Genomic DNA, 23,308 nt, shown 5'->3' with positions numbered 1-23,308 from the left:
TATGCTACTCACACCAGAACACGAAATGATACGCGACGCCGTGCGCGCCTTTGCCCAGGACCGTCTGGTGCCCAATGCCGCACGCTGGGACAAGGAACATCACTTTCCTGCAGAAGAGTTGAAAGAACTGGCGCAAATGGGTGCCTATGGTGTCGCCGTGCCAGAAGAGTTTGGTGGCGCAGGCATGGATTACCTGTCACTGGCCCTGGTGCTGGAAGAAATTGCCGCCGGTGATGGCGGCACTTCTACCGTCGTATCCGTGAACAATTGCCCGGTCTGCAGCATCGCCATGATGTATGCCAATGACGCGCAAAAAAAACAGTGGCTGACTCCGCTGGCACAAGGCGAGATGCTCGGTGCTTTTTGCCTGACTGAACCACATGCAGGCAGTGATGCCTCTGAGTTGCGTACGACGGCAAAACGCGATGGTGATCATTACGTCATCAATGGCGTCAAGCAATTCATCACCAGCGGCAAATATGCCGATGTCGCCATCGTCATGGCTGTCACCGATAAAGAAGCAGGCAAGAAGGGCATCAGCGCCTTCTGGGTGCCAACCAGCACGCCTGGCTATATCGTCGCCAGCCTGGAACAAAAGATGGGCCAGCATTCGTCCGACACCGCACAAATCCTGTTCGAGAATTGCCGCATCCCTGCAGAGAACCTGATAGGCGAAGAAGGCATGGGTTACAAGATCGCTCTGTCTGGACTTGAAGGTGGCCGTATAGGCATAGCCTCACAATCAGTGGGCATGGCGCGCGCCGCATTTGAAGCAGCACTTGCTTATGCCAAAGACCGAACCAGTTTTGGCAAGCCTATCTTTGAACACCAGTCCGTGCAATTCAAACTGGCCGACATGGCGACCCAGATAGAAGCCGCCCGCCAGCTCATCTGGCACGCCGCCAGCATGAAAGATGCAGGCAAGCCCTGCCTGAAAGAAGCGGCGATGGCAAAACTGTTTGCGTCGGAAATGGCAGAAAAAGTCTGCTCGGATGCGATACAGATACACGGCGGCTACGGCTACGTCAGCGATTTCCCGGTGGAACGTATTTACCGCGATGTACGTGTTTGCCAGATTTATGAAGGTACGTCAGATATACAAAAGATTTTGATTGGACGTGCACTGGCGGGTTGACCCAAGAGACACAGAGAAAGCAGGTTTTCTCCTGGGTTTCTCTGTGTCTCAGTGCCTCTGTGGTGAGAGGTCTTGAATTTAAACGGAGACAGCATGAAAAAAGGTTACAAGCAACTGGTCGATGAAGCCACTGCCGAAATCAAGACCTATAGCGTGGCAGAAGCCCAGGCAAAACTCGCAGACGCTAATGTCCAGTTCATTGATGTCCGTGATATACGCGAACTGGAACGTGAAGGCATCATCCCCGGTGCCTATCATGCTCCACGCGGCATGATAGAGTTTTGGGTTGATCCTGATTCTCCTTATTTCAAACCCGTATTCGGTGAGAAAAAAGAATTCATTTTGTTTTGTGCCGCTGGCTGGCGCAGTGCATTGACGACCAAGACCGTGCAAGACATGGGTCTGGAAAATGTCGCCCATATTGACGGTGGTTTCACTGCGTGGAAGGCCGCCGGTGGGCCAGTCGCCATCAAGGAAAGCAAGAAGTAATAATGAGTAGCAAAGCATGCCCCTGTGGCTCGACTAAGAGTTTTGACCTATGCTGCGGCCCGTACATCAGCGGCGCAGCGGTAACATCTACGGCAGAAGCATTGATGCGTTCGCGCTATACCGCCTATACCCTGAACGATGAAGCCTATCTGCGTGCGACCTGGGATGAGCGGACTTGTCCCAAAGAACGTATTACGCATGATGACCCTACCAAATGGCTGGGTCTGGAAGTCAAGAAATTCAAGGCTGATGGTGACAATGCCACCGTGGAATTTGTTGCCCGTTACAAGATAGGTGGCAAGGCGCACAGGCTGCATGAACTCAGCCGTTTTGTGCGCTATGAAGGCAAGTGGTTTTACGTGGATGGCAGTTTTCCAGAAAAGTGAAAAAGATAATGACAACTTTAGATTCCAAACTCAATCCCCGCTCTGAAGAATTCAAAGCCAATGCAGCGGCCATGCAGGCCGTGGTGGATGACCTCAAAGAAAAGATCGCCAAAATTGCACTGGGCGGTGGTGATGAAGCACGCAAGAAACATCTGGCGCGCGGCAAGCTCTTGCCGCGAGACCGTGTACAAATGCTGCTCGATGCAGGCACGCCTTTCCTGGAGTTCTCGCAACTCGCTGCCTACGACATGTATAAAGAAAAGAATGATGTCGATGCAGCTCCATCTGCTGGTGTGATCACCGGCATAGGCCGCGTGGCCGGGCAGGAATGCATCATCGTCTGTAATGATGCGACAGTCAAAGGTGGCACTTATTATCCCCTGACCGTCAAGAAGCATTTGCGCGCACAAGAAATTGCCGAGCAAAACAATCTGCCCTGTATTTACCTTGTCGATAGTGGCGGCGCGAACCTGCCTAACCAGGATGATGTCTTCCCTGACCGTGATCACTTTGGCCGCATCTTCTACAACCAGGCCAATATGTCAGCCAAGGGCATACCGCAAATCGCCGTGGTCATGGGTTCCTGCACTGCCGGTGGTGCGTATGTGCCAGCAATGAGTGATGAGTCCATCATCGTCAAGAACCAGGGCACGATTTTTCTCGGTGGCCCACCGCTGGTGAAAGCTGCCACTGGTGAAGTCGTCAGTGCCGAAGACCTCGGTGGTGGTGATGTGCATACCCGCCTGTCTGGCGTGGTTGATCACCTGGCACAAAATGATACGCATGCACTGTCATTGGCGCGTACCATCGTCTCACACCTGAACCGCCAGAAGCCGCAAACCGTGGTCATGAAAGAAGTCGAAGAACCCAAGTTCCCGGCTTCTGAATTGTATGGCGTGATACCGGTCGATACCCGCAAGCCTTTCGATGTGCGTGAAGTGATTGCCCGCATCGTCGATGGCAGCCATTTTGATGAATTCAAGGCACGGTATGGCACAACCCTGGTGTGCGGTTTTGCCCATATCCACGGCATGCCAGTCGGCATCATCGCCAATAACGGCATCCTGTTTTCTGAGTCTGCCTTGAAGGGCGCGCATTTCATAGAGCTGTGCTGCCAGCGCAAGATACCGCTGGTGTTCCTGCAAAACATCACCGGCTTCATGGTCGGCCGTAAATATGAAAACGAAGGCATCGCCCGCAATGGTGCCAAAATGGTGACCGCAGTGGCAACAGCAAATGTGCCCAAGTTTACAGTTATCATCGGTGGCAGCTTTGGTGCTGGTAACTACGGCATGTGCGGCCGTGCTTACTCACCACGCTTCATGTGGATGTGGCCAAATGCGCGCATCAGCGTCATGGGCGGTGAACAGGCCGCCAGTGTATTGGCAACAGTAAAACGTGATGGCATAGAAGGCAAGGGCGGTAGCTGGTCAGCCGAAGAAGAAGCGGCTTTCAAACAACCGATCAAGGATCAGTACGAACACCAGGGCCACCCTTACTATGCATCCGCACGCCTGTGGGACGATGGTGTCATCGACCCGGCAGATACGCGCATGGTGCTGGGCCTGGGCTTGTCGGCAGCCTTGAATGCACCGATACCGGATGTGAAGTTTGGCGTGTTCAGGATGTAGGTAGCAGATCAGATGATGAAAAAAACCTTTATTTCCGCCTTGTGTGCCTTAGCAGCCAGTCTGATGTTAAGCGGCTGTCTGAATGCTCCTTATATTGAGCCACAAAATGGGCAGACTGCTGAAATGGTAGTCAGAATCAGTCCAGCACGTAAAACCTTGTTTTATCTTAACAACTACGAAAATGCCGAGACTTGCTCTGGCGAACAAGGCATCATCAGTGATGCTAACAGGATCAGTATTTCCAAATTTAAATTTGCCGCTGATAAACTGACGACCCTGCGTTATGTGGAAATGCAGGGATCGGTTTCCTGCTCGATGAAATTCAGTTTCTTTGGAAAAGCTAATCATGTCTACGCCCTGGACAGTGTGACCACGACGGGCAACTGCAGTGTCAGATTATGGGATGCTACAGATATGAAGACGCTGGTGCCAGTCGCTATCATCAGCAGGGACAAGGGCCAGAATGCTTGTCCGAATTTCAAGCGTTAGATCCATACACCTATAGGTCGCATACCGTGGACAACTCTCAGCAATAGTGAAGGCTATATCAAAATGGAAACTTTAATTGTAGAAACCACGAATCAGCTGGCCACAGTCACGCTGAACCGCCCTGAGGTACGCAATGCATTTAATGAAACAACCATAGCCGAAATCACTGAGGTTTTTCGCAATTTGGATAAGGACGCCAGCATTCGTGCTATTGTGCTGGCCGCGAATGGTCCTGCTTTTTGTGCTGGTGCAGACCTCAACTGGATGAAAAAGATGGCCGATTACACCCATGAGGAAAACCTCGTGGATGCCGGTCAATTGGCTGAAATGCTGCATACCATCTATAGCTGCAGCAAGCCGGTAGTTGCCAAAGTGCAAGGTGATTGCTATGCGGGTGGCATGGGTCTGGTGGCAGCTTGCGATATTGCCGTCAGTGTGGGTACAGCAAATTTTTGCCTTAGTGAAGTCAAGCTGGGCTTGATACCGGCGACGATTTCGCCGTATGTGATCAAGGCTATGGGTGAAAGCGCGGCGCGCCGTTATTTCATTACTGCCGAGCGTTTTAGCGCCGCTGAAGCATATCGCACAGGTTTTTTACATGAAGTGGTGGCGGCAGAGGCACTGGATGCCAAAGTGGCCGAAATCGTCAAGGCGCTGAGCAGCAATAGCCCAAATGCAGTGAAACAGGCCAAGCGCCTGGTACAGGATGTGGCCAGTCGTGAATTGACGCCAGCACTGTTAGCGGCAACGGTAGAAGGCATAGCGCAGATCAGGGCGTCTGATGAAGGCCGTGAAGGTGTGCGCTCTTTCCTGGAAAAGCGTAAGCCAAACTGGTTAAGTTGAATCCAGCTTAAATATCAAGCGGATAGCAAAAATAGAATGGAAAGGAGCTGGCAAAGATGACAAAGCGTAGACTGGTATTGACTGGCCTGGGCGTCTCTTTGCTAGCCGCAGCGGGCGCTGTGACTTATCGCAAGTCCACAGTCGTGATCACATCAATTGCAGATATGCAGGCAAAACTTGCCGGCCTGAAATTGGAAAAACTGGCCAGCCTATCCGGCTGGCAGCCCTATAAAGTCTTTGTGCACCTGGCGCAGAGCATAGAGTATTCAATCACGGGTTATCCGGAAATGAAATCGGCAGCCTTCCAGCACACAGCAGGTAGCGCAGCTTTTTATGCTTTTTCTGTAGCCGGTGCCATGACGCATGATCTGACTGAACCTATACCGGGTGCACCTGTGATTGCTGAGAGCGGCGATGTCAATGCTGGTATCGATATGCTGATTGCAGCATTAAAAAAATTTGAAAACCATGCGGGTGACATCAAGCCGCATTTTGCTTATGGCAATTTGAGCAAGGCAGAATTTGCCCAGGCCCATGTCATGCATATAGAAAATCATTTGAAGGCGATGTCTTGCGAGCCTTGTGATTTAAAGGTGTTGTAAGAGTAATTTGCTAAATGTCTGGAAATAATTTGAATCAAGAAAATGACTGGGTAGCACGCAGCCTGCAGCATGTATGGCATCCGTGTACCCAGATGCAGCATCATGAAACCGTGCCGCTGATCCCCGTCAGCCATGGCCGCGGTGCATGGCTGTTTGATATGGAAGGCAAGCGCTATCTGGATGCCATCAGTTCCTGGTGGGTCAATCTGTTTGGCCATGCCAATCCACGCATCAATGCAGCGTTGAAAGACCAGCTCGACAAGCTTGAGCATGCAATGCTGGCCGGTTTCACCCATGCGCCTGTCGTAGAATTATCGGAAAAACTGGCAGCACTCACTCATCACGCCCTCGGCCACTGCTTTTATGCGTCTGATGGCGCATCGGCTGTCGAGATTGCCCTGAAGATGAGCTTCCATGCCTGGCGCAACGGCGGCCAGACTGAAAAACAAGAGTTTATTTGCATACAGGGCAGCTACCATGGTGAAACCGTGGGTGCGCTGGCAGTTACCGATGTTAGCCTGTTCCGTGAAGCCTATGGCCCCATGCTGCAGCGGGCTCATGTTGTCGCTTCACCCGACGCGCGTCTGGCTGAGGCTGGCGAAACTGCCTCCGATGTGGCCTTGCGCGCCGCCGCTGCACTGGAAGCAAAATTGCAGGAACGTGCAGGCAAGATTGCTGCCGTCATCATTGAACCGCTGGTACAGTGCGCGACTGGCATGGCCATGCATGACCCGGTGTATCTGAAGCGTTTGCGCGAATTGTGCGATCAGTATCAGGTCCATCTGATTGCTGATGAAATTGCCGTGGGCTGTGGCCGCACTGGTACTTTCTTTGCCTGTGAATCAGCGAATATCTGGCCAGACTTTTTATGTCTGTCGAAAGGAATTAGCGGCGGTTATTTACCATTGTCACTGGTGATGACGACAGATGCTGTCTATCAGGCATTTTATGATGCCGATGTAAGACGCGGTTTCCTGCACTCGCATTCCTATACTGGCAATCCACTGGCATGCCGTGCAGCGTTGGCGACACTGGCGATATTTGAAGATGACAAGGTTTTGCAAAATAACCGTGTCAAGGCAGAATTCTTGAACGCAGCTTTTGCAGACTTGAAAAATGATGTACGCGTGCGCCACTTCCGCCAGCAAGGCATGATCCTGGCCTTTGATGCCGTGGTCGATGATGCAGAACGAGCATCGACATTTTCACGCCGTTTTTTTGCTGCGGCACTGGAGCAGGAATTATTAATGCGGCCCATAGGCCGCACAGTCTATATGATGCCGCCCTACATCCTTGAGCAGGATGAAATGAGTTTGCTGGCACATAAAACCAGACTGGTATTTGAAGAGGTAATGGCATGACAGATGCTAGTAAAAACAATCCCGGCATAAGAATAGCCACGCAACGCAAATCCCTGATACAGGGTTTGCAGCAAGAGCTGGCCGTGCTGGATCAAAAACATTTATTGCGCCAGAGGCGCACGGTAGAAACGCCATCAGCACCAAACATGAAAGTCGATGGCCGTGACTTGTTGGCGTTTTGCAGCAATGATTATCTCGGCCTGGCAGCACATCCAAAACTGGCAGAAGCCATGCAGGAAGGTGCCGCGTTGTATGGAGTTGGTAGCGGTGCCTCGCACCTCATTAGCGGCCATAGCCGTGCCCATGCTGTGCTGGAAGAACGCCTGGCCGAGTTTGTCTCACCGCATATCGATAATGCCCGCGCCCTGTATTTTTGCACTGGCTATATGGCCAATCTGGCGGTTATCACCGCACTGGCCATCAATAAAGACACAACCGTATTTTCTGAAGCCCTGAACCATGCCTCCCTCATTGATGGCGCGCGCCTTTCGCGTGCCACCGTGCAGGTATTCCCGCACCGTGATTACACGGCGCTGGAACGTATGCTACAACAATGCAAGACCAAGCACAGGGTAGTCGTCACTGACAGTGTCTTCAGCATGGATGGCAATATCGCTGAACTCGCTAATCTGCTGGCAACTTGCGAACGCTATGATGCCTGGCTCATCGTCGATGATGCCCATGGTTTTGGTGTGCTGGGCCAGCATGGCCGTGGCGTGCTGGAGCACCTGAATATCAAGTCGCCGAATCTGGTCTATATGGGCACCCTGGGCAAGGCTGCCGGTGTCGGTGGTGCCTTCGTTGCTGCTGATGCGACTGTGATTGAATGGCTGGTGCAGCGCGCTCGCGCATATATCTATACGACTGCTGCCGCACCTGCACTGGCGCATGCACTGCTCACCAGCATAGATATCATTGCTGGCGAAGAGGGCCAGCAAAGACGTGCGCATTTGCAAAAACTGATAGGCCTGTTCAGTGATGGCCTGCATTTGCAGGTCTGGCAAGGCATGCCATCCGATACTGCGATACAACCTGTGCTCATTGGTGACAACGCCGCCATGCTGAGGGTTGCTGGCAATCTCATGGACCAGGGTTTGTGGGTAGGCGCGATACGCCCACCTACCGTGCCTGTTGGTACGGCACGCCTGCGCGTGACTCTGTCTGCTGCGCACACAGAAATTCAGGTATTGCAACTGGTACAAGCCATCAACCGTCTGGATCAGATGAGTTATGTTGCTCAGTGTTTTGCCGAGGTGGCCTGATGCAAAAGCGGCAGCATGATTTTTTCGTGACCGGCACTGATACCGAGATAGGCAAGACTCTGGTCAGCGCCGCGCTGCTGCATGCAATGCAGGCGCAAGGTTTGCGAAGCGTGGGCATGAAACCAATAGCCGCCGGTGCAGAAATGCGTGATGGCGTCTTGCATAATGAAGATGTGGACATGCTGGTCGCCGCTGCCAGTGTCAAGGCAGAGCTGGCTCTGGTTTGCCCTTACCTGATGCAGACACCGGCAGCACCACATATCGTGGCTGAGCTGGAGCAGGTGAAGATAGAACTACCGCATATCATCAACAGCTACCAGCAATTGCGTGAACAGGCAGATGTCGTGATTGTAGAAGGTGTAGGTGGATTTTGCGTACCCCTGAATGCCCAAGTGACGACGGCAGACATGGCGCAAGCCCTGGATTTACCAGTGATACTGGTGGTTGGCATGCGCCTGGGTTGCATCAATCATGCATTGCTGACTGTTGAAGCCATCGCTGCCCGCGGTTTGAGGCTGGCAGGCTGGGTTGCCAACACCGTTGATGCCAACATGCTGTACCCGCAAGAAAATATTGCCGCCCTGCGTGAACGCATAGCAGCACCCATGCTGGGGCATATTCCCCGTTTGAATGTTCCTGATCACGAGAAGGCAAAAGCTGCTGCCTCGTATCTGGATTTGAGTCAATTGAAGTAAAAGGAAACAAAGATGCAAGCTACTGATACGACTTTGCAAGCCATGCAATTCCAGCCACCGGTCAAGAAAATCGAAGCCGAGACCTGGCCCGTGGATGAAGTACTGGCCCTGTTTGATTTGCCCTTCAATGACTTGATGTTCAGGGCGCAAACTGCTCACCGCGCCAACTTCCCTGATGGTGATGTGGAGCTGGCGACACTCTTGTCCATCAAGACTGGTGGTTGCGAAGAAGATTGCGGTTATTGCCCACAAGCGGCACGTTACGACACTGGCGTGGAAGCAAAAAAATTGCTGGATGTGCGCGAAGTGCTGGACGCCGCCAAAGCCGCGCGTGAAAACGGCGCAACCCGTTTTTGCATGGGTGCAGCCTGGCGTTCACCCAAAGACCGTGATATGGAAAAAGTAGAAACCATGGTGCGCGAAGTCAAGGCCATGGGCCTGGAAACCTGTGCAACTCTGGGCATGCTCAAGGAAGAACAGGCACAGCGCCTGAAAGATGCGGGTCTGGATTACTACAACCACAATCTTGATACCGCACCTGAGTTTTATAGTAACGTGATTTCCACCCGCGATTACCAGGACAGACTCGATACTCTTGGCCATGTACGAAGCGCCGGTCTCAAAGTCTGTTGTGGCGGCATTGTCGGCATGGGTGAATCACGCCGCCAGCGCGCTGGCCTGATTGCGCAATTGGCGAACCTGAATCCTTATCCTGAATCCGTGCCAGTCAATCATCTGGTGCAGGTAGAAGGCACGCCTTTGCATGGCCTCGACCCGCTTGATCCGCTGGAATTTGTACGCACCATAGCTGTTGCCCGCATCACCATGCCCAAGGCGCGTGTGCGTTTGTCTGCGGGCCGCCGCCAGATGGGTGAAGCAGTGCAAGCCATGTGTTTCCTGGCTGGCGCGAATTCGATTTTCTACGGCGATAAATTGCTGACTACGGCTAATCCGGAAGCACAGGATGACCGTGTCTTGCTCGACAAACTGGGCTTGAAGACGCGTGGCAAGGTTGAGGCTAAGGCTGGTAGTTGTGGTTGAATAAAACCATAAATCTTCAGCACAGAGCACACAGAGAGAAAAATGAGACACAGAGGAAGGCAAAGTGAAGGAAGAGCCTTTTTCTGATGACTAATAATTGCAATTAATTATCGTAGATACATCCACCCAAAAGGTTAGAGACATGTTTACCAAAATCCTTATCGCCAACCGTGGCGAAATTGCTTGCCGTGTTGCTGCTACCGCACGCCGCATGGGCATCAAGACTGTCGCTGTGTATTCCGAAGCCGATGCCAACGCCAAGCATGTTGCAGTTTGTGATGAGGCAGTTTTGATAGGCCCCGCGGCTGCCAAGGAAAGTTATCTGCGCGCTGACAAGATCATTGAAGTCGCATTGGCGACTGGTGCGCAGGCGATACATCCTGGCTATGGCTTTTTGTCAGAAAACAGTGAATTTGCTGAAGCTTGCGCCAAGAATGGCATCGCCTTCATCGGCCCGCCAGCCTCGGCGATTGAAGCCATGGGCAGCAAATCTGCTGCGAAATCCTTGATGGAAAAAGCCAATGTGCCGCTGGTGCCTGGCTACCATGGCGATAACCAGGATGCTGATTTCTTGCATATCGAGGCTGACCGTATTGGCTACCCGGTCTTGCTGAAAGCCAGTGCTGGCGGTGGTGGCAAGGGCATGCGTGTCATCGAGAAGTCGGCTGACTTCAAGGATGCGCTGGCATCCTGCAAACGTGAAGCCATCAACTCTTTTGGTGACGATAAAGTGCTGGCAGAAAAATATCTGCAAAGACCGCGTCATATAGAAATACAGGTGTTTGCTGATACTCACGGCAATTGCGTCTACCTGTTTGAGCGCGATTGCTCGGTACAGCGCCGCCATCAAAAAGTACTCGAAGAAGCACCCGCACCAGGCATGACGGCAGAACGCCGTGCCGCCATGGGTGATGCTGCCGTGGCTGCTGCAAAAGCAGTTGGCTATGTCGGTGCCGGTACGGTGGAATTCATCGCCAACCAGGACGGTTCTTTCTATTTCATGGAAATGAATACCCGTCTGCAAGTCGAACATCCGGTGACAGAAATGATCACTGGTACTGATCTGGTTGAATGGCAATTGCGTGTTGCTGCCGGTGAGAAACTGCCGCTGCAACAAAATGAATTACAGATACATGGTCACGCCATAGAAGCACGCGTGTATGCAGAAAATCCTGAAAAAGGTTTCCTTCCATCGATAGGTACTTTGCGTCATGCCCGCACCCCTGTTGCAGTGAATTTTGAACTCGGAGGTGCTACTGATCCGGCTGCTTTCCGTATCGATAGCGGTGTACGTGAAGGTGATACGATTTCCCCTTTCTATGACCCCATGATTGCCAAGATGATCGTCTGGGGCAAAGACAGGAAAGAAGCACTGGCGCGCATGGCGCAAGCGCTGGCGCAGTATCAGATCGTTGGGCTGCACAGCAATATTGCTTTCCTGTCTCGCCTGGTGACCAGCACGGCTTTTTCTGGTGCTGATCTGGACACTGGCCTGATAGAGCGCAATCAGGCAGAACTGTTCCCGACACCGGTAGCGGCGAACATGACGACACTGGCACTGGCCGTCGTGTTCTTGCTGAACTCAGAGAAGTCTACAAATGGTAGTTGTGACCCATGGCAGTCCAGCCACGGCTGGCGCATGAACAGCCTGATGCAACGTAGTCTGCAATTCACTGAAGAAGAACAGACCCATGAAGTGCAGGTGACTTATTTGGCAGACGGCTGGCAAGTGCAGGCTGGTGCAGCGACAGCACAAGTCAAACTGGCACTGGCGCATGAGAATGACATTGTCATCAAGATTGCAGACCAGACCGTGGCTGCCACCGTTGTGCGGGATGGTGAACATTTCCACGTCTTTAGTCAGGGCAGGCATACTGACCTGCATTACATTGATGCGCTGGCACATGCCGGTGAAGCCGAGGCCGAGACTGGCCGCCTGACTGCACCTATGCCAGGCAAGATCGTCGCTGTGCTCGTCAACAAGGCGCAGGAAGTGAAGAAGGGCGATGCCCTGCTGATCATGGAAGCGATGAAGATGGAACATACGATCTCTGCACCGCATGATGGTGTGATTGATGAAGTCTTGTATGCGATTGGTGATCAGGTGACTGAGGGGGCGCAGTTGCTGGCTTTCCAGCAGTAAGCTTGTCTGGAGTTCGTACCATAAAGCCAGCACTGTTGTGCTGGCTTATTTTTTTCATCAGATTATTTAAGCAAAACAGATACACCAGCAAATCACCCCGCTGTGTTACTTGTACAAACCGACAAGCAAGTCCATGATGAATACTTGAACAAGAAAAATCTGCAATGATGATTTTTCATTACCTTGCCCGAACTTTGGAATCAACATGACCGCACTCTCCATCAACATCAACAAAATCGCCTTGCTGCGCAATTCCCGTGGCCGCAATTACCCTGACGTGCAGGCCTTTGCTGCCCGCTGCCTGGATCTCGGTGCGCGTGGGATTACCCTGCATCCACGGCAGGATCAAAGGCATGCGCGTTATTCGGATGTGGAAACTCTGGGTGTGCTATGCCAGGCGCGTGGTGTGGAATTGAACGTCGAAGGTTATCCCGCGCCAGACTTTCTCGAAGTTGTAAAACGCCACAAACCTGCTCAATGCACGCTGGTGCCGGATGCGCCAGATCAGCTGACTTCTGACCATGGCTGGGACTTGCGCAAGGATGCTGACTTTTTACGTCCCGTACTGGCTGAACTGAAGGCGCTGGGCATACGTAGCAGCTTGTTTATTGATTACGACAACCAGGATATGCATCTGGCCAAAGAACTCGGTGCCGACCGGGTCGAGTTATATACCGAACCCTATGCCGAGCATTTTGGCACGGCAAAGGGTGAAGAGATTTTCCAGGACTTTGCTGCCGCCGCCAAGCGTGCCCAGGATGCTGGTCTGGGGGTAAATGCAGGGCATGACCTGAACCTGGATAACCTGGCCAAATTCCTGACCATATCCGGCATACTTGAAGTATCCATAGGCCATGCGGTAATCGTTGAATGCCTGGAGCAGGGCATTGCTGAAGTGCTCACAAAATACGCAAAAATTTGCCAGCAAGCTTAAATTTTGCATACTTTGCATGAAAAAATAAAAAGCAAAAAAATGTTAACTTTTTCCTTGTAGCTTATAAATTCTTGAACTACATTGGGGTAACGGTGCTTCGCATGAGGCACTGTGGTTGGTGTACCGCCCTATGGATGAGAAGTAGTTCATAGGGATAGCATCAGCGTTGTTTAAAGGCAAACCATCCGAAAGAGTGGGACGCAAAACTACAGGGCCCTCGCTGATCATGGCAGGGCAGCCAGGTACCGTAATCCGCAACAGCGGTGTTTCGTTAAGAGGTAGGTCGCTCATGAACAGCATCTCTACGGCGCTCCCCTGCGCTTCAAAAAAAATTCTGATTAGTGTATTTGGTTTGTCTGAGTATGAATTGCGTCTGGTGCGCAGCGTGCTCAGCTTGACCATGGCCAGCGGTCGCAAGCATTCCTATGCGCTGTTTGATGCCAGTCAGGCTGCTGATCCGGATATCGTCATACTTGACCCCGACAATGGTCAGGCCAGGGCTGCTTTGCAGGAGCTGATAACAACACGCAATATTCCTGAACCCGCAACCGTTTTTATTTCGAATGTGGGTCAGGCAAAGCCAGGTAAATATCATTTACTGCATCCCCTGGTTCCGACCAAGATGCTGGCTTTGCTGGATCAGGTAGCAGGTGAGCTGGAAAAAGTGTTGCCAGCGGAATTACCCGCCGGTGCCGCCATGCTTCAAAAGGCAGATATGAACAAAGCAGCTATTGTGCAACCACTGGTGCAAAAGAATTTTCAGGCAGCGGTCATGCAAACCGCTCATCGCGCTTTGATTATTGATGACAGCCCCACCGCAAGAATCAAGATTGACCTTGAATTGCGTTCCATGAAGATTGCTTCCGACTGTGCAGAAACAGGTGAACAAGCCTTGCAAATGCTGGAGAAAAAAAACTACGACATCATCTTCCTCGACATCGTCATGCCCGGTGCCGACGGCTATGAAATTTGCAAGATCATCCGTCGTCATCCGCAAACCAAGCACACGCCAGTCGTTATGTTAACCAGCAAGTCTTCACCTTTTGACCGTATACGTGGTTCCCTGTCAGGTTGCAGCAGTTATCTGACCAAACCTGTAGAGCATTTGAAGTTTCGCGCTGTGGTGGAAAAGACCCTGACTGCAGGGGACGCCATCTTTGCAATGGACAAGGGCCGCGATCTGGCCATGGGTATCTGAATCGTTATCGCAAGCTTGCACAATTACCTTTACCCTGGGGATCAGGGTGTTTCATCTACACATCTCGGGAGTACATCATGGGCATGAAAAAAGCACTCGTTGTTGACGATTCCACGACTGAACTGGCCAACATCAAAAGCATATTGACCGATGCCGGTTATGTGGTAATCACCGCATCCAGTGGCAAGGATACTTTGGAAAAAGCCAAGGCCGAAAAACCCTCGATTATTTTCCTCGATATCGTCATGCCAGAGATGGATGGTTATGAAGCTTGCCGCAGTCTGACGCAAGACCCTGCAACCAAAGACATTCCTATCATTTTTGTCAGCAGCAAATCTCAAAAAGCTGACAAGATCTGGGGCCAGTTGCAAGGTGCCAAAGGCTATGTCGCCAAACCCTATACCGCTGACCAGATCATCGATCAGCTCAAAATCGCTGCCTGATTTCAATATCCTTTTACCCATGCATGGGGGCGGTCATGAGTCAAATCACATCCAGCAATGCCGGGCTGCCTACGGAATGGCTGCCACCCAGCATTGCTCTGGATCGCTTCACTCCACCCGGTGATTTGTTGTGGAGCGATGTGGCACCGCTAGTCGAAAGAAAGCGTTATGGCTATCGCGTGGGTTCGCTGAATTTGCTGATCCGGGCTGAGGTAGGGAGTGAAGTGATACGACCACAGGCTGTTGCGCCTCTGCCGGGTGCAGCAGCCTATTTGCTTGGTTTGATCAACCTGCGTGGCAATCTGGTGCCCATCTTTGATCTGGGCCTGGTGCTTAGTGGCCGCAGGTCTGAAGTTGCGGCGTCTAAATTATTTTTGATACTGGACAAGGCAGAAAATGCCGTTGGCATGCTGATAGACAGTTATCCGCAACCGCTGACGGAATTGCGTACCATCACACAGATGCCGCAATTGCCAGCAACACTGGAAGCCCATGTAACAGCCGCCTTCGTCAAGGATGACAAGGTCTGGCTGGATTTCAATCATGAAAGTTTTTTTGAAAAACTCAGCCGTAGCGCATAGAGCATAAAACTTTAAGCAAAATCTGGCTGAGCCTTGTTTGAATAAGCAGTCTTTGATGTTTTTCTTGTGGAGAGCAAAATGAAATTACGTACTCCGAATATTGGTATCCGGCTCAGTCTGGGATTTACAGCGGTGTTATTGCTGCTGGCGGTAACGGCCTGGCTGGCGATGTCCAACCTCAAGAGCATCAATGAAGGTACCCACCGTATTGTGGATGGCAGCTATCCCAAGGTTGTGCTGGCTTACAAGATGCTCGGTAATGTCAATGCCAATGCGCGTTCGATGCGTAATATGCTGCTCTTGAATGATCAATCGGCAGTTGAAAAAGAACAGCAATTGATTTTGTCACGCAGACAGAATCAGGAAGAAAATATTGCCAATTTTGAAAAACTGATTACTAGCGCTGAAGAAAAAGGCATTTTCCAGACAGCCACCGAGGCACGTACCAAATACGGTACTTCGCAAAGGGAATTCATGCGCCTGGCGACTGAAGGTAAAAAGGCAGAAGCGACTACCTGGCTGCTGGGAAATCTGCAAGCCGATCAGGAAAAATGGTTTTCTTCCATGGATAGCCTGATTGATTACCAAACCAAGCTGGTGAACAGGGATGGTGCCGCAGCCGATAACACTTACCTGACAGCGAAAAACGTATTGGCCGCAGTGGCCGCACTTTCCATCTTGCTGGTGGTTGGTGTTGCTTACTGGATGACGCGCAGTATCACCAAGCCGGTATCGCATCTGATCGGCGTTATGCAAAAATTGACACAGGGCGATGCCACCGTAAGGGCGCGCAGTAATCATCCTGACGAAATTGGCAAACTCTCACGCCAGTTTGACAAGATGGTGGATGAACGTGAAGCCAGCCGCAAATCCATCGAAGATGAAAATGAAAAACTCAATGAATCCGTGCTGGTCTTGTTGCAGGCGGTGGCGCAACTGGCGAGCAGAGATTTGACAGTAAAAGTGCCAGTATCTGCCGACGTGACTGGTGCAGTGTCTGATGCCTTGAACATGCTGACCAGCGAAACCGCCAAAGTGCTGCGCGATGTAAGTAATATTTCTGCCGACGTGACCGAGGCCACGCTGAAAGTGAAAGCGCAGTCCGATAACGTGATGGCAGCGGCAGCAGAAGAAAGGCTGGAAGTGGAACATACGACTTTGTCACTGTCGAATGCTTCTGAAGAAATGCGCAATATTGCTGACTTGGCACAAACCTGTAACCGCGCTGCTGACAATGCCATACGCTCAACACAACTGGCGATGGATACGGTAAACAGCACCGTGGGTGGTATTAACAGTACCCGCGACATCATACGTGAAACAGAAAAACGGATTAAACGTCTGGGTGAACGTTCACAAGAAATTTCCGGCGTGGTCGGTCTGATCAATGCGATTGCCGAACGTACTCACATCCTGGCGCTGAATGCCAGTATGCATGCAGCATCTGCCGGTGAAGCTGGTCGCGGTTTTGCGGTGGTTGCGGATGAGGTGCAAAGGCTGGCAGAAAATGCGCGTCAGGCGACGCTGCAAATTTCTGGCCTGGTCAATAACATCCAGCTGGAAACATCAGATACGGTCAACACCATGAACTCGGCAATTGCCCAGGTGGTGGAAGGCAGCCGTCTGGCAGAACAGGCCGGTCTGCAAATGCAGGCGACCCAGAATGCCACAACAGAATTGGTGGAATCAGTACAGCAAATTGCCATCAAATCCCATGGCCAGGCAAAGGCCAGTCAGGAGCTGCTGGACAGAGCGATACAGATCAAGAAAACCAATCAGCAAACCAGTTTGCAACTCGACGAACAATCTGCGCAAACCACCAACCTGGTGGAATATGCAAGGATGCTTTTGTCTACTGTACGTGTCTTCAAACTGGCAGCCTGATACCACCACTCAAACCTGCGCAAGGCTTTGCGCAGGTTTCTCTCTTTCCAACTTACCCATCTGAGGCAGTATGGAACAGCTAGAAAACCATGCTACAGATTTCAGCCATGTCGTCCTCGGTGCCCTGGATGAGGTATTCAATGCGCTGGAAACAGACGCCACCCATTCTACTGATGTTGCCATAGTTACCCGCGCACTGGCTTGTTATATAGAGCAATTGCGGCGCATACGCGCAGCAGCCAGTGCCGCTGACATGCCAGGCCTGCACTGGGTCTGCGCGTTGATAGAGCGCAACCTGATCAGCCTGTATAACCAGAACCGCAAACTCACCGAAGCAGAATATTATTTGCTCAGCGAGTGGCCTGATCTACTGGCCAGCCATGCCTTGAATCATGGCGACAAAAATATAGAAACCCTGATCGATCATCTATCGACAGCCAGCTGGCCCCTGCCTTTGAGTCACGGTGATTCTGGCGAATTACGGCAGTTACTAAATAGCGATCCGCTAACCCCCGTAGATGAGGTTGAGGACGCACCTGCACTATTCCTGGTGCCTGCTGCGACACCAGCATTTGCCGAAGCGGTGGTACAAATAGAGGCAGAACAGTTAAGCACCCCCAAACAGTCTTTCGACTTGCACGATGCCCTCGATGCACTGGTGATGACCCTGGCTGCCGATGAGCATTTTGGCCTGGGCGGCGAAACTGATGCAGCTACCCTGCAATGCTATGCCGCCCAATTGCAGGCGTTTTCTACATGTGCTGCGCAATTGTCCATGCATGCTGTGGCCGATGCCTGTCATGCTTTCGCCGATGTCGTCACCTTGAGATCTGAAGTCGCGAATGCCTTGAACGAGACAGAACTGAGTATATTGCAGCGCTTTCCTCTGATGCTGATGGACAGCATTGCCGATGCAGATAATCCTGAAGTAGTAGCGGGTTTGCTGGATGTCATTTATGACCCGGTATGGAATGGGACCGAGGCACTAGCAGAGCCATCAACAGAAATCGAAGTAAATGAAGCAAATGAAGCAACCGAGGCAACGTATACTGAACTGGAACAAAGCGAAGATACTGAACACGGCCTCGCCATGCAAGAAATCAGCAGCGACATGCTGGCCCTGTTTGCCAGAGAATTTGGCTTGATGGCTGACATGCTGGCAGCGGACCTGGCTGCCGTTTTAGCCGCAGGCGATGATGGCGAAAAGCGCCACCTTGCCTTGCAGAACTACGTCGAAGCGTTGCTGCGCATAGCAACAACTTCCGAATCCATAGGGCTGACTGCCTTACATCGTTTCTTATCCCTGCTCGCCAATCTGGTCTCAGCGCAAACTGAAGCTTTGGATAATCAACAAATCAGCTTGCTCAATGATTTGCCTGCCAAACTGACAGGCTATTTGAGTAATCCAACAGAAGAAGTACCTGCGCTGGAGTTGCTGGCTCTTTTGATGGACCAGGTCTGGTCCCAAACTGCGACTATGGATGGCAATGAGTCCCTGTTTGCAGAACTCATCAATGTCAACATTATAGAAGAAATTCACGATGGAGAAGAGCTTGCTGTCTCTATCACGGAAAGCGATGTTTCCATACAATTGCCGGATGATTTGAATACTGAATTATTTGATGGTCTCTTGCAGGAATTGCCAATACAGGTGGGCAGTTTTACCAGTGCCATAGAAAAATTTTCCAGCGGCGCTGGCAGCATGCAGGATGTAGAGCAGGCCAAGCGTGCTGCACATACGCTGAAGGGTGCAGCCAATACCGTGGGAATAGCCGGTATCGCCAACCTGACTCATCATCTGGAAGACTTGCTGATTGCGCTCAGCAATAAGCAAAGCCTGCCCGACCAGGCATTGTCAGAACTGTTGACCGAAGCAGGGGACTGCCTGGAAGCCATGAGCGAAGCAGTGGTCGATGGCGGTACTGCCCCGGCGCAGTCACAACAAGTCTTGCAGCAAGTTTGTGACTATGTCAGCTTTATGAACAGTGGTGAGTTCCTTGTGCGCAGTGAGCCTGTACCATCAAGCCAGTCAGTTGCAGTAACATCAGCAGCACAGCCTGCGAGCGTGGTGCTTGACCTGGTCGAGCCAGGTTCACACGCTGCAGAACCGATGCTGCGGGTACCAGCAAAAGTGGTCGATGAACTGCTGCGCCTGGCTGGTGAAAATGTCATCTCGAATGCGCAAATCCAGGAGCAATTGAAACAGACCCAGAAACAATCGAAAGCGATACAAAAGCACGATGTCCTGTTCCAGAAACTCATCGCTGATCTGGAAACCCTGGTCGATGTGCGCGGCATGAGCAGTCCACAGAAAAAAGCCAGCATCAGTACTACCGATGGCGATTTTGACCCGCTGGAGTTCGAACGTTATAGCGAGCTGCACACCATTACGGCACAATTGGTGGAAGCACGCACCGATGCCTTTGAAATGTCCAATCACATAGACGAACAATTGCATGGCCTGGCGGAATTGCTGGAAGTTCAGCGCCGCTTGCAAATGGAAAACCAGCATGCAGTGATACGCACGCGCCTGGTGCCGGTGACGACCATCGTTTCGCGCCTGCAACGCAGTGTACGCCAGACTTGCCGTTTGCTCGACAAACAAGTGAACCTGAACATACTCGGCGCAAATACCAATATCGATAGCAATATGCTCAATGATCTGACTGATCCATTAATGCATATCCTGCGCAATGCGGTTGACCACGGCATAGAGACAGCATCCAGCAGGCTGGGTGTGAACAAACCAGCAGATGGCCTGATAGAACTGAGCTTTGCGCGTGAAGGCAATTCCATCGTCGTGCGTTGCAAGGACGATGGTGCAGGTCTGGATTATGCTGCCATACGCCGCACCGCCTTGAAACGCAAGATGATCAGCGCCGAACGTATTTTGTCGGAAGAAGAACTGGCCAGGCTGATCTTGGTGCCAGGTTTTTCTACTCGTGACAGCAGCACACAGACGTCTGGCCGTGGCATAGGCATGGACATGGTGCATGCACGCATACTGGAAATGAAAGGCTCGCTAAACCTGCGCTCTGTCGCAGGCCAGGGTCTGGTGGTGGAATTGCGTTTGCCTGCAAGTCTCTTGTCAGAACATACCCTGATGGCGCGCGTGGCTGGTCATATGATGGCGATATCCAGCCGTCGCATTATTGATATCCATTACATCACTGATGCACAGATTGATACGCTGGCTGATCAGCCTGTCTATCGCGTCGGCGATGCCGTACATAAATTGCTGAAGCTGGATCAATTACTGGGCATGCAAGACCATCGCAAGGAAGCACGCAGCTATGGCTACCCGGTCTTGCTGATCAGTACCGATACTGGTGCTACCTGTGCCGTACAAGTACAAGAACTGGTGGATGGCCGCGAAGTCGTGGTCAAGAAATTTGGCCGCTATGTACCAAAAATCCAGGGAACCATAGGTGCGGTTATTCTTGGTGATGGCAGTGTTGCACCAGTTATCGATTTGCCGGAATTGTTGCGTGCATCCACCCAACAATACGTCAATGCGGATGATGCCCATACTGGCTTGCCAGTGCAAACTGATCATCAGGCTGCACATGTGCGGACAGCGCTGGTGGTCGATGATTCCCTGTCAGCCCGCCGTGCTACCGCACAGATCATGCGCGATGCCGGTTATGAAGTGCGCACCGCCATTGATGGTCTGGATGCAGTTGCCATCCTTGACGAAGTGATACCGGATGTTATTTTGGTAGACATGGAAATGCCGCGCATGAATGGTCTGGAACTGACCAGCCATGTACGCGCCCGCAAGCTCGACAAGCGCATTCCCATCATCATGATCACTTCACGCTCGACCCAAAAACACAGGCAGCAGGGTGATGCTGCCGGGGTGGATGCCTACCTCGTCAAGCCCTTCAGTGAAGATGCCTTGCTGCAGCATATCAACCGCCTGACAGGAGTTTGAACATGGGAGCGATGATGCCGGGCATGAAAACAGAAGTACGTAACTGTCTGTTGCTGCGCATTGATAAGTTGCAACTCATGCTACCTCAGGGCGATGTCTGTGCGGTCGAATCCGTCGCTGACCTCAATAGTGAAAATGCGCTTGCACCTTCAGTTGGCAGGATTGCTTATTTGGGTCAAAGTTGGCCAGTATTGAGTCTGAACGGTGAATTGCAGACGCTGGACAACATACCTGCGGCACGCCGCGCCTGTGTCATGCTGGCTACCGGCAAGGGTTTCCTTGGCTTGCTGTGTGATGATGTCAGGGTACTCAATCAGCAATCTGGCAGTGACTATGCCTTGCCTGCCGCCATGCGCACTGCCAACACACCTATACAGGCTATCATGCCCTTTGAAAACGGCCTGGCCTGCCTCAGTGATGCCAGACACTTGCTGCGATATGGTGCGTTCGCGCAAGTCACGTCTGGACACCTGGAGAAAGAATATGTCTAGTGCAAATGCCTGGTTACTCGATATAGGTGATGGCAGACAAGTCGCCATAGGCCAGCGTGAACTGATACAAATCATGGATGCACAAGACAGCTTTGAAGTGCCGCTGGCACCTGTGCATATGCGAGAGGTAATTTTCTGGCAAAAACGAGCAGTGCCGGTCGTGCAATTGCCCTTGCGTTTGGGCGAAAGGGCTTGTACTGGCAATATCCTGGCCTTAGTGGCATTTCATGATACTGTCAGCAATAGCGCCGGCCTGGGGGCGATACATCTGGCAGCACCACCAGTGCGCGTACTCGTCGATGATGATCAAGCCAGCAGCCTGGATGAAATTGCTTGGGAAGACATGGCAATTTCCTGCTTTGAACAACAGGGGAAAAGCATACCTGTGCTGGATTTGAGTCGTCTGTTCGCAGCAATCCACTAACGCAGTCCATACCTGCGCATTTTGTTCAGCAAACCGACGCGGGATATCCCCAGTTGTTTTGCTGCATGCGTGTGGTTGTGCTGATTGTCATTCAATGCGCCAACGATAAGGCGCTTCTCCAGCGCGGCCACCTGTTCTTCCAATAAACCGGAATCCACCACAGGCGCATCGCTTGCGACCTCACCGCAAGCCAGGGCCAGATCATCCACTACGATTTCGTTCATTTCACCCGCCAGTGCCATTGCCGTTTGCAGGCAATGCTGCAATTCCCTGACATTGCCGGGCCAGGCATGAGATACCAACCACTCCTGCGCTGCAGCCGTCAGGCGTTTTGGTGGCGTCGATCTGGCCGCAATTGCCTGGGCTATCAAGGCAATGTCTTCTGCCCTGTCTGCCAGCGCCAGGGTGCGCATTTGTATGCCTTTGAGGCGGTAATACAAATCGTCCCTGAAACTTTTTTCTTCAACCATGACGGCCAGATCACGATTCGTGGCCGCGACGATGCGCGCATCGACACGCAATTCGGCTCGTGCACCTATGGGGAAAAAACTGCCAGACTGCAAGAAGCGCAAGAGCTTGACTTGCATGGGCAGGGGCATTTCACCGACTTCATCAAGGAATAGCGTGCCGCCATCAGCCGCAGCGATCAGGCCTTTGCGGTCACGGTCGGCACCGGTGAAGCTGCCTTTGCAGTGACCAAATAATTCACTCTCGAATAATTCTGCGGGTATGGCGCCGCAATGCACGGCGATAAAGGCTTTGCCAGCCCGCTTGCCCTGAGCATGCAGGGCGCGTGCCACCAGTTCTTTACCTGTGCCACTGGGGCCAGTGATCATGACCGGGACATCGGTAGGCGCAATACGCCGTATCAGCGAGCGCAATTCTGCCAGTTCGGCACTGATACCTATCAGGCCCATGCTGTCGTCGTCTGGCAGGGCGCGGGCACGCCATACTGCCAGTTCCCGCTCCAGCCGGCTCTTGTTGAGGGCGCGGTCAACGACGACCCGTAAGATGTCTGGGTCGAGTGGCTTAGGTAAAAAATCCCATGCTCCCAGTCCTATGGCGCGCAGCGCCAGTTCACGGTCTGCATGACCAGTCATGACGACTACTGGTACAGGTGCAAATGCAGGCAGCAGGGCCAGGCCTTCATCTGGTGTGAACGAGGGTGGCAGAGCCAGGTCCAGCAAGACCAGGTCAAAGCTGTTCTCTGCAAGCAAGGCATGTACCTGCTCTGCCGTGGCCGCGACTTTGACGATATAACCCAGGCTGGCCAGCCAGTTGCCGCACAGGCGTTGAAAGGCTGGTTCATCATCGACCAGTAAAATAGTTTGCATGCTCATGG

Annotated in this window: 21 protein-coding genes and 1 riboswitch; of the genes, 20 read left to right on the top strand and 1 reads right to left on the bottom strand. The window is 52.1% G+C overall.

The window, feature by feature from the left end; genetic code table 11:
- The first annotated feature begins 1 nt into the window (after position 1).
- From H8L47_RS23050 to H8L47_RS22955, 20 genes are all read left to right on the top strand, one after another.
- Positions 2–1,135, top strand: coding sequence for an acyl-CoA dehydrogenase family protein (locus tag H8L47_RS23050; RefSeq protein WP_110257515.1), 1,134 nt, complete (start codon positions 2–4; stop codon positions 1,133–1,135).
- 93 nt (positions 1,136–1,228) lie between these two features.
- Positions 1,229–1,624, top strand: a complete 396-nt coding sequence (locus H8L47_RS23045; RefSeq protein WP_186955953.1) for a rhodanese-like domain-containing protein — start codon at positions 1,229–1,231, stop codon at positions 1,622–1,624.
- A 2-nt stretch (positions 1,625–1,626) separates the two neighbouring features.
- The gene (locus H8L47_RS23040) at positions 1,627–2,010 is read left to right on the top strand and encodes a YchJ family protein (RefSeq protein WP_186955952.1); all 384 of its coding nucleotides are present in this window, start codon (positions 1,627–1,629) and stop codon (positions 2,008–2,010) included.
- 8 nt (positions 2,011–2,018) lie between these two features.
- Positions 2,019–3,641, top strand: coding sequence for a carboxyl transferase domain-containing protein (locus H8L47_RS23035; RefSeq protein ID WP_186955951.1), 1,623 nt, complete (start codon positions 2,019–2,021; stop codon positions 3,639–3,641).
- A gap of 12 nt (positions 3,642–3,653) precedes the next feature.
- Positions 3,654–4,130 carry a hypothetical protein gene (locus H8L47_RS23030; protein WP_186955950.1) on the top strand — a complete coding sequence of 159 codons (477 nt, stop codon included), beginning with the start codon at positions 3,654–3,656 and terminating at the stop codon, positions 4,128–4,130.
- Between the two features lie 63 nt (positions 4,131–4,193).
- On the top strand, positions 4,194–4,973 hold the full coding sequence (locus H8L47_RS23025) for an enoyl-CoA hydratase/isomerase family protein (RefSeq protein ID WP_186955949.1): 780 nt from the start codon (positions 4,194–4,196) through the stop codon (positions 4,971–4,973).
- Between the two features lie 56 nt (positions 4,974–5,029).
- A complete protein-coding gene (locus H8L47_RS23020) occupies positions 5,030–5,575 on the top strand; it encodes a DUF1569 domain-containing protein (protein WP_186955948.1) in 546 nt (181 codons plus the stop codon).
- A 14-nt stretch (positions 5,576–5,589) separates the two neighbouring features.
- Positions 5,590–6,936 carry an adenosylmethionine--8-amino-7-oxononanoate transaminase gene (gene bioA, locus H8L47_RS23015; RefSeq protein ID WP_186955947.1) on the top strand — a complete coding sequence of 449 codons (1,347 nt, stop codon included), beginning with the start codon at positions 5,590–5,592 and terminating at the stop codon, positions 6,934–6,936.
- Positions 6,933–8,198, top strand: a complete 1,266-nt coding sequence (gene bioF, locus H8L47_RS23010; protein ID WP_186955946.1) for an 8-amino-7-oxononanoate synthase — start codon at positions 6,933–6,935, stop codon at positions 8,196–8,198. The genes bioA and bioF overlap by 4 nt, the downstream gene beginning before the upstream one ends.
- Positions 8,198–8,893 carry a dethiobiotin synthase gene (gene bioD, locus H8L47_RS23005; RefSeq protein ID WP_186955945.1) on the top strand — a complete coding sequence of 232 codons (696 nt, stop codon included), beginning with the start codon at positions 8,198–8,200 and terminating at the stop codon, positions 8,891–8,893. Before bioF ends, bioD begins: the two co-directional genes overlap by 1 nt.
- 12 nt (positions 8,894–8,905) lie before the next feature.
- Positions 8,906–9,934 carry a biotin synthase BioB gene (gene bioB / locus H8L47_RS23000; RefSeq protein ID WP_370868662.1) on the top strand — a complete coding sequence of 343 codons (1,029 nt, stop codon included), beginning with the start codon at positions 8,906–8,908 and terminating at the stop codon, positions 9,932–9,934.
- Between the two features lie 142 nt (positions 9,935–10,076).
- Positions 10,077–12,077, top strand: coding sequence for an acetyl/propionyl/methylcrotonyl-CoA carboxylase subunit alpha (locus H8L47_RS22995; protein WP_186955944.1), 2,001 nt, complete (start codon positions 10,077–10,079; stop codon positions 12,075–12,077).
- 205 nt (positions 12,078–12,282) lie between these two features.
- Positions 12,283–13,011 (top strand): pyridoxine 5'-phosphate synthase, encoded by a 729-nt coding sequence (locus tag H8L47_RS22990; protein ID WP_186955943.1) that lies wholly within the window; start codon positions 12,283–12,285, stop codon positions 13,009–13,011.
- Positions 13,012–13,176: 165 nt separating this feature from the next.
- Positions 13,177–13,261, top strand: a riboswitch (cyclic di-GMP riboswitch).
- A 39-nt stretch (positions 13,262–13,300) separates the two neighbouring features.
- Positions 13,301–14,209, top strand: coding sequence for a response regulator (locus H8L47_RS22985; RefSeq protein WP_186955942.1), 909 nt, complete (start codon positions 13,301–13,303; stop codon positions 14,207–14,209).
- Between the two features lie 77 nt (positions 14,210–14,286).
- Entirely contained in the window at positions 14,287–14,652 is a 366-nt protein-coding gene (locus tag H8L47_RS22980; RefSeq protein ID WP_110257528.1) for a response regulator, read from the top strand.
- Positions 14,653–14,687: 35 nt separating this feature from the next.
- On the top strand, positions 14,688–15,233 hold the full coding sequence (locus H8L47_RS22975; protein WP_186955941.1) for a chemotaxis protein CheW: 546 nt from the start codon (positions 14,688–14,690) through the stop codon (positions 15,231–15,233).
- 78 nt (positions 15,234–15,311) lie between these two features.
- A complete protein-coding gene (locus H8L47_RS22970) occupies positions 15,312–17,117 on the top strand; it encodes a methyl-accepting chemotaxis protein (protein ID WP_186955940.1) in 1,806 nt (601 codons plus the stop codon).
- A gap of 70 nt (positions 17,118–17,187) precedes the next feature.
- Positions 17,188–21,051: a hybrid sensor histidine kinase/response regulator gene (locus H8L47_RS22965; RefSeq protein WP_186955939.1), complete on the top strand. Its 3,864-nt coding sequence runs from the start codon at positions 17,188–17,190 to the stop codon at positions 21,049–21,051.
- Positions 21,052–21,053: 2 nt separating this feature from the next.
- Positions 21,054–21,542 carry a hypothetical protein gene (locus H8L47_RS22960; RefSeq protein ID WP_186955938.1) on the top strand — a complete coding sequence of 163 codons (489 nt, stop codon included), beginning with the start codon at positions 21,054–21,056 and terminating at the stop codon, positions 21,540–21,542.
- Positions 21,535–21,966, top strand: a complete 432-nt coding sequence (locus tag H8L47_RS22955) for a hypothetical protein (protein ID WP_186955937.1) — start codon at positions 21,535–21,537, stop codon at positions 21,964–21,966. The genes H8L47_RS22960 and H8L47_RS22955 overlap by 8 nt, the downstream gene beginning before the upstream one ends.
- Here the strand turns inward: H8L47_RS22955 and H8L47_RS22950 are convergent.
- Positions 21,963–23,300, bottom strand: a complete 1,338-nt coding sequence (locus H8L47_RS22950; protein WP_230413880.1) for a sigma-54-dependent transcriptional regulator — start codon at positions 23,298–23,300, stop codon at positions 21,963–21,965. The genes H8L47_RS22955 and H8L47_RS22950 overlap by 4 nt on opposite strands.
- Positions 23,301–23,308 lie beyond the last annotated feature (8 nt).

It is taken from the genome of Undibacterium umbellatum, from assembly GCF_014284125.1.
Lineage (GTDB): Bacteria > Pseudomonadota > Gammaproteobacteria > Burkholderiales > Burkholderiaceae_D > Undibacterium > Undibacterium umbellatum.
Note: the sequence above shows the minus strand (reverse complement) of the source record. Positions and strands in the feature narration are given on the sequence as shown.